The organism is Aquipseudomonas alcaligenes NBRC 14159 (genome assembly GCF_000467105.1).
Classification (GTDB): domain Bacteria; phylum Pseudomonadota; class Gammaproteobacteria; order Pseudomonadales; family Pseudomonadaceae; genus Aquipseudomonas; species Aquipseudomonas alcaligenes.
This window is the reverse complement of sequence record NZ_BATI01000071.1, coordinates 1-7,481: the sequence shown is the minus strand read 5'-3', so window position 1 is coordinate 7,481 and position 7,481 is coordinate 1. Positions and strand designations below refer to the sequence as shown.

The 7,481-nt window shown below is 58.5% G+C and carries 5 protein-coding genes; all 5 read right to left on the bottom strand.

Annotation, left to right across the window (positions count from 1 at the left end; all coding sequences use genetic code 11):
- Positions 1-844, bottom strand: an 844-nt coding sequence (locus PA6_RS23655) for a tetratricopeptide repeat protein (RefSeq protein ID WP_155948015.1), incomplete at its 3' end; no start/stop codon positions are given.
- 5 nt (positions 845-849) lie between these two features.
- A complete protein-coding gene (locus PA6_RS21780; protein WP_021703141.1) occupies positions 850-1,827 on the bottom strand; it encodes a tetratricopeptide repeat protein in 978 nt (325 codons plus the stop codon).
- Positions 1,828-1,847: 20 nt separating this feature from the next.
- Positions 1,848-5,192 (bottom strand): LysM peptidoglycan-binding domain-containing protein, encoded by a 3,345-nt coding sequence (locus tag PA6_RS21775; protein WP_021703140.1) that lies wholly within the window; start codon positions 5,190-5,192, stop codon positions 1,848-1,850.
- Between the two features lie 20 nt (positions 5,193-5,212).
- Positions 5,213-6,049: a DUF4123 domain-containing protein gene (locus tag PA6_RS21770; protein WP_021703139.1), complete on the bottom strand. Its 837-nt coding sequence runs from the start codon at positions 6,047-6,049 to the stop codon at positions 5,213-5,215.
- On the bottom strand, positions 6,034-7,481 hold a 1,448-nt coding region (tssI, locus tag PA6_RS21765; RefSeq protein ID WP_021703138.1), incomplete at its 5' end, for a type VI secretion system tip protein TssI/VgrG. The genes tssI and PA6_RS21770, both read right to left, overlap by 16 nt.

Genomic DNA, 7,481 nt, shown 5'->3' with positions numbered 1-7,481 from the left:
CCTTAGCCAGCGGGAGCATGTCGCCGCCACCGTCGAGCTCAAGCAATAAAGACATCAGTCCGTAGCTTTTGACGAGGTCTACAGGGAGCTGCAGAGGATTGTTGGGATCTGAAAGAAATAGCGCATAGTTGGAGAAGGCGACAGTATGGCCGGTTTCTGCGCCTTTTCTTAGCCAATATCTTGCACCCTCTAATTCCCCCTTTTCTTGTAGCAATCCATAGTACCTTGTTATGCCTTTGGGGTCGCCGCCTTCCGCGGACCGTTTTAATAAGCTCTCTATTGCGGCATCCTTTTCCCATGGGAACAAAAAGAATTTATCTCCTTGTGCGTATTTTGATGCCAGCCAAAATTGACTATGCGCGTAGCCGACTGCGGCAGACTTTTCAAGCCACTCTAAATTGTTTGTGGCGTGGTGCAGCAGATACATTGCTTCGCCGTCGCCTTTCTCAGCTAGCTCGGTTGCGGTCGAAATTAACTTCTCATTCCAATCCTCTGCGCTCTTAAGGCCTTTAGGGCAGTTTTCCATGGCTATGCAAAGGTCACTTTTTATGGGGCTCAGTTGGCGCATGGCATATAAATTGCCCTGCTCCGCTGCGGTGGTGTACCAGCTGTAGGCTTCTTCTGTCATATAGCGGTTGGTCCGTCGAAGGTCTTCAGCTAAGTAATACTGTGCCTCTCTATCGCCTGCCTCTGCGGCTATTCTCAACTCTGGTTCTGCTGTTTTATATTGGTTGTAGAGCGTGATGCCATTTTCTTTGGCTATTTGTTGTGCGTGTGTGAGCGTTGATGCGTGAGTTATTATGCATGACAACAAACAGGCTAATCCCACAATGACTGGTTTCATTGATATTAGAAGCCTAGCTTCTCTGGGAAGTAAGAAAGCGGTGGGTGGGTTGCTTTCCATTCTTGGGCGAAGGTTTTGGCTTGCTCGATCTGCTCGGGTGTCATCTTGGCGGCTATTTCCGGAAGAATATCCTCGGCATATTCTTTTGCGCCGCCACCGCCGTCCAATTCAAGTAGCAAGGATATAAGTCCATAGCCTTTCACCAGGTCGAGCGGGAAGTCCAATGTGTTAGGCGTGTGTGCAAGGTAGGCTCCGTAAGTGCCAATGGCTCCCTCGTCGCCGGCTTCCGCAATTTTTATTAGCAAAGCGCGAGCGGCGGCCAGGTCGCCTTTTTCCTGCAAGATACCCATATATTCGCCCATGCCGTTGACGAAATTGCCTTCAGAAGACTTTCTCAGGAGTTCTTCAATCTGTTCCGAGCGCTTCCAAGGAGGGAAAAAGAAGCCATGCCTTTCTTTATATCGGTTGGCGAGTAGCCATTGGGCCTTGGCATAACCCGCCGCGGCAGACTTTTCCAGCCACTCAAGATCTCCCGTTGAGTTGTACATAATCATCATCGCTTCCCCGTCACCTTTTTCGGCGAGGGGTTCGGCTGTTTCCCAGAGCAGTCTGGTCCAGTCTTCATCAGATCTGGAGCCCGGTGGGCAGTTTTTCATCGCATTGCATAAGTCGGTATCTGTGTCCGATAGCCGGAACATTGCGTAGTAATCGCCCTGCTCGGCAGCGGCTATGTACCACTTCTGGGCCTCAGTGGTCATATATCGGTTGTTAAGTCGTAGTGCTTCGCCTAGGAAGTACTGCGATTCTCTGTCGCCTGCCTCTGCGGCTATTTTTAAATAGGGCTCCGCGGATATTGCTTTGTACTGGTTATAGAGCGTCATGCCTCGCTCTTTTGCGATCTGCTGCTCAGGCGTTAATTGAGTGGCCGTCGCCACACTGGTGAGCAGTGTGGTACACAAAAAGAAAGCTAATTTCTTAATCATCATAATCCTCTTGCACCAACTCACTCGCCAGGGCCGTTATAGGTGGCGTGGCCGCCAGGCATATAGGTAATGCCGTAGTGATTGGTTTCTTGGCAGAAACCATCTTTTAGTTGCCCAAGAGCGCTGGCGTGCGTGAGGTATCTAGCGCGCATACGTTCGTTTCTATTGGCATCCTGGCCGATGTTCATCACCTTGGCCGCCATGAAGTGGTCCATGTTCATTCGATTTTCGCAATAAGCTTGTCCCGGTTTTGGCGGTTTGCTGCCGAAGCGGTTCATGCGCGTGCAGGCTTCCTCAAACTGGCGTTGGGCGTTAGGTAGCGTGCCATTGTTCTGGGCGTTGCGCACAATCCAGCCCAGTATCCGCTCGATGGCTTGTTGCTGTAGGTGCCAGCACTCGGTTTTGCTGTATGTCTTTACATTTTCTCGGCTTGTACCATCGACGGCATCGCTAGCCTTGATCACGAAGGCCTCAGCTGGGCTGATCAGTGTCATCAGCATCGGCCCGAGTGCCTCGGGAAGCGCCTCAACAAACCAGCGCTCCAGCTCGTCTTGGTTTTCATAGCTAATGATGGAGTGGGCAACAGGCCCGCCTTTACCTCCTGCCGTAAGCGCTTCATAAAGATTGGCGACGGCATCGGCTGTGGTCAGTGACAGGGTGTAAATCATGCCGACATCCATGCCGACAGCCCCGAAGACATTGAGCTTGCTGAGTAGCTCGAACGCGCTGCCGTCGACCCACTTCAGTTGGTGATACATGTTCTTGCGTAGTTCACGGCGCATCACGTCCATTAGCTCGCCAATGGCCTCGTAGCCCACGGCAAAGGCAAAGCTGCCGCTGGCGCCTGGGCCGGCGATCAGCGAAGCCTTGAGACGCAGAATGAAGCGACCCTTGTCGAGCGACAGGGAGACCTCGCTATCCACTCCCAGGCCGATGGCGGCGGATATTTCCGCTGTGAGGTGGGCCAAGTTGAGCCACTTCTCTTCAGTGTTCTTGGTTTGGCCCGTGGGCAGTCGCGTGCTGACCAGGCCCTTGGGAGGGAGCCAGTTGAGTTGCCCGGTTACCTCGATGCCGGCCTGCACCCCGGCAAAGAGTTTGAAGCTGGCGCTGGCGGCATCTTCGAGTTGCACGGGGGCTGAGGTCGCCTGCCCTAGATCTTCGGTGCGAGCTGTGCTGGCCGTGTTCGCCGTGCGGGAGGCCGGCTCAATAGGGTCGAGGCTGGAACCGTAGCGGAGCCGGCTTGGTGACAAATCCAGGTTGGCAGCCAGCTGTAGGGAGGCCCCGGCGAAGCCCCAGGCGCGGGCGTTGAAGCAGGCTGAGAACCTGCCCAAGTCGAGAATGGCGACTTTCTCTTGGTAGTCGACGTACTTGGCCAGCACTGGCTGAGCTTCCTTGGCCTTGGGTAGTTCGATGTTGAAGAGTTCGACCTCGCCACGAGCCAAATCGATATCCAGGGTAGTTTCGAAGCTGGCGGTCGCATCGCGCAGCGTGGGGCCCGAGGCTTCAGTGCTGGTCTGGATACGCTCCGGCGGTGCCGAGAGAAAACGCACAAGCTGTGCCTGGGGGGTGCGGTCGAGCAGCCTAATGCTGCGTCTGACGCTATCGAGAAATACCACTTCGCACAGGCGATCGCCCCACTGCTTGCGGGTGGCCGCATTCTTGAGTGAATCGACCTGCCAGCCCAGCTTGGTCAGATATTCGTAGAAACGCTCGACTTCGAACCAGCCGTTGTTGTCGAACCAGTCGCCCTGATCTTTGATCTCGAACGCGCCCATGCCCTTCAGCCAGTCGCTGAAGGCACTACGCGAGCCTGGCTGGGCGCTGCTATTTCCAGCGAAGCTGGCGGACTTCTTGATATTGGGCTTGGTCAGTCCGTTGAGCACCATCATGCTGGTGTGACCAAGCGGCTTGGGGCTGTCCGGCCAGCTGACTTCGTGTAGCGGAAAGTCGCTCTTGACCAACCGCTCGACGGGGCGGGGCTTGAACTGTTCGGGGTTCCAGAGCAAGTGCCTGCGCGGCTTGCTGCTGGCCACGGCCTGCTGAGCCTCGGCATAGAGCTGCTGGAGCGCCATCTGCTCGGCATCCCAGGCCTCTCGTTCGGCCGCGAGCAGGCCGGCTGGGGGCAGCATGTTCTGGCCAGTGCTCTTGACCCAGTCCGCGTACTTTTCGCGCATCTCGTCTTCGACGGTTTGCTGTCTGGCGAGGTGCTCCTGGTATTGCTTGAAGCGCTGGACGCCGCTGCCGGCTCCGCCGGAGGCCATGATCAGGGCGAACTCGGGGACGGCCAGGCCATAGTCGGCGACTTTGATGATGGCGTCGATATAGGTCTTGTAGGCCGTTAGGGCCGTCAGTTGAGTGAAGACTTCCTGGTACTTGAGGCTAGGGCCGTAGTGCTGAGTGAACTCCTGTATTTCCCTGTAGCGCTGCTGCTGCTGCTCCAGCAGCTTGGCCAGTTCGTCCTGCTCATAGGTGGGCAGCTCCCCGTACTTGAGTACCTCATCGCGAGTCTTCAGGTAATGATCGACACGCTTCTTGGCTTCCAGCGCTTCGGGGGTAAAAAGGGCTCCGTCCTGATAGGTGTAGTTTTGCTCCTTTGCTTTCTTGACTGCGATATCCCGGAGCTTTTCCCATTCGCGCTGCAGAACCCGTAGTTTGTGGCGCCTAGCCATTCCATCCGGAATTCTCTTTATATCCTCATCGGCCCGGCGTGAGGCCTCCGCGCGGTCGTTGGTGGGTTCCGTGGGGCGTGGTTCGATACCGAGGGCGCGATCCTGGAGCTGTATAGCCAGGTTCAGATCCTCGATATCGGGATGCTCGCGCTCGAAGAACTGCATTCGCTCCTTTTCCTGGCCTTCAAGGAAAGAGCTCAGGTTGGGCTCCATGAAGTAGTCCAACAATCCGCAGGCATCCAGGCCTTTCTTGCGCTCCTCTTTACTCTTGCTGGGCGCTACCTGCTGTTCGAGGATGTGCGCCGACTCGCTGAGTGCATCATCGGCCTCCTTGGGCAGGAGCCAGAAGGATTGTTCCTGGGTGGCGTAGATGATGTTGGCAAAGCGAGGCTTGCAGGGGTGTGAGGCTTTTTCAAAGAGGGTGTTCAGAGCCTCCTTGGCGTGCTGCAGAGGTGGCAGTCGTAGCACGGCGGGCTCTGTGGCCGGGGTGTCCGCCTGGGCAGGGGCTGGAGATGAAGCCGACGTAGGCGCAGGGGATGTCCGGGCTGTCACGCTGAGGTTCCAGCCGACTTCGATATGGTCTGCGTTGACGATGAAGCTGTTGAGCTCCAGAAGCTCGGCAACTGTGCTGCCGTGTTGGGTGGCGATCTTGGTCAGTGTGTCGCCGCTGCGGACGACATAGTTGATGAGTTCCATGGTGCATCCATTCAGCTGGATTAAGAGGCGCCCAATCCCTGCAGACGCTCTGTCTTGATGAAGGCTTTCGTCGAGGCCTGCAGAATGGCCATGACGGCCGGTTGCGAGTTGAGGGCCGGCCCACGCGATAGCTGGGCCAGACGCAGCAGGTGGCGCTCATCGGTAATGCCGTGTTCGGTGAGCGCGTCAAGATTACCGATCAATGTGGGCAGCGCTGCCTGGCCTGGGGAGTGGAATGCTTGATGCTCCTGGTCGATCCAGTACAGCCAGCGGAGAGTGCGGTAGGTTTTCTCGGTGTTGTTGGCCAGTGCCAGAGGTCCGGTTGTGATTGCCGAGGCACTGTCGACGGGGGGCTGCCAATCCAGCCAGCCACTCTGGCTTTTCTGCAGGTTGACAAGGGCGGGGCTGGCAACTCCTGACCAGGGGCCGAAGAGGTCTCTTTGACCCTGAATGGTCATCGCCATTGCTGCCCATAGGGCCGGCTGGTAATAGGTGGCCAGGCTCTGCCCGCCTGACCCGTCATTGATCTTTAGTAGGCGCCGCGCATGGGTCAGTGCCAGTTGGTGGCTTTGGGCTCTGATGGCTATGCCGGCCTGGCGTTCCTGGCATAGACGCGCACAGAGTTGGGTCAGCTCGTGGCTTCCTTGCACGCTGACCCAGATCGGTCCACTTTCTGCCAGGTGCTCAAACTCTGTGGCGTATAGCAGGTATTCCACCTCGATGGCGTGGCCACAGTTATAGAGCTGGGTTAGGGCTCCCGGCTGTCGTGTTTGATCGATAATGAAATAGAGCCCATTGCCATCCGTTCGGAGATATTGGCGGGCTAAGGCTAAGAACTCGTTCAAGCCTTCATGCATGGGCAATCTCCTCGGCTGCAGGCGCCATTGCTCTGCTTGCCACACAGGGGGCTTAAACCGGGTACCAACCTGTTCAAGGGCGCCGCAGTTAACAGGGCGCCAGCCTTGTCGCTGTCCGCCTTTAGCGCCTTACCCGGCAGGATGGGCGTCGCGCCCGTGCCACTGCCAGGCCCGCCTCCCGAGTTGATCTTGATCTGCGGGCCGACCAGGGTGACGCCGCTGGCGTCCAGCTTGATGAAGCTGCCGGCAGCCTTGAAGGTGAGCTCACTGCCTGCTTCGAGGACGACCTTGAGGCCGCTGGAGAGGTGGATCTCGTTGCCGGCCTCGACAAACTGCCCGGTGCCCAGCTTCACATGCTGGTTGGTCGCCACGGTCAGGTGGTCGTTGGCGCGGACCTCGGTCTTGCGATCCTTGTGCGTGGTGCGGTGTTCCTCGGCTTTCAGCTCGGTGTAGCTGTTGGCCTCGACGGTGTCGTGGCGCTCGTGGCCGATGCGGATCTTCTGGTCGTGCTCGACGTTCTCGTCCCAGTCCTTCTGGGCGTGGATGTAGATCTGCTCCTGGCCCTTGCGGTCCTCGATGCGCAGTTCGTTGTAGCCACCGCCGCCCGGACTGCTCAGGGTCTTGAAGACGGTCCGGGTCTTGTTCGCCGGCAGGTCGTAGGGGACCACATGTTCCTTGTGGTACAGGCAGCCGGTGACCAGGGGCTGATCGGGGTCGCCTTCGAGGAAGGTGACCAGCACTTCCATGCCGATGCGCGGGATGGCGATGCCGCCGTAGCGGTCGCCGGCCCAGCTGGAGCTGACGCGCAGCCAGCAGCTGGTGGTGTCGTCGGCCTGGCCTTCGCGATCCCAGTGGAACTGCACCTTGACCCGGCCGTATTGGTCGCAGTGGATTTCTTCACCTTTCGGGCCGGTGACCACGGCGCTCTGGCTGCCGAGGATGCGCGGCTTGGGGTGTTGCAGTGGCGGGCGCCAGGGCTGGTCCCAGGGTGTAGCGCTGAAGCGGTTGCGGTAACCCTGATTGAACTCCTCGCGGGTTGCCCCCTCTCCCTGGCCCTCTCCCCGCAGGGGAGAGGGGAGACTGGCGCCGAAGTTGGTGATGGACTCTTCCAGCACCTGGGGCTGCTTGCCCTCGTGGTGGATCTCGTTCAGCAGCCACAACTGGTTCCAGTCCGCACGCGGGTGGGCGGAGAGGTCGAGGAAGTGGCCACTGCGCAGCAGCGGCTGATCGCTCTCGCCCTCGGCCAGCTGCTGGTCGGCGCAGTGGCGCTCCAGCGCACGTTGGGCCAGGTGCTTGCCGCGGGCGCGCTCGGTGAAGCGGCCGGGGTAGTCGTAGTCCTCCAGGTCCGGCTTGGCCTCACCCTTGTGCGCCGCTTCCAGCTGCAGGCGCGGCTTCTCGAAGTCGTAGTCGCGGCGGGTGACGCGGCTGGTGC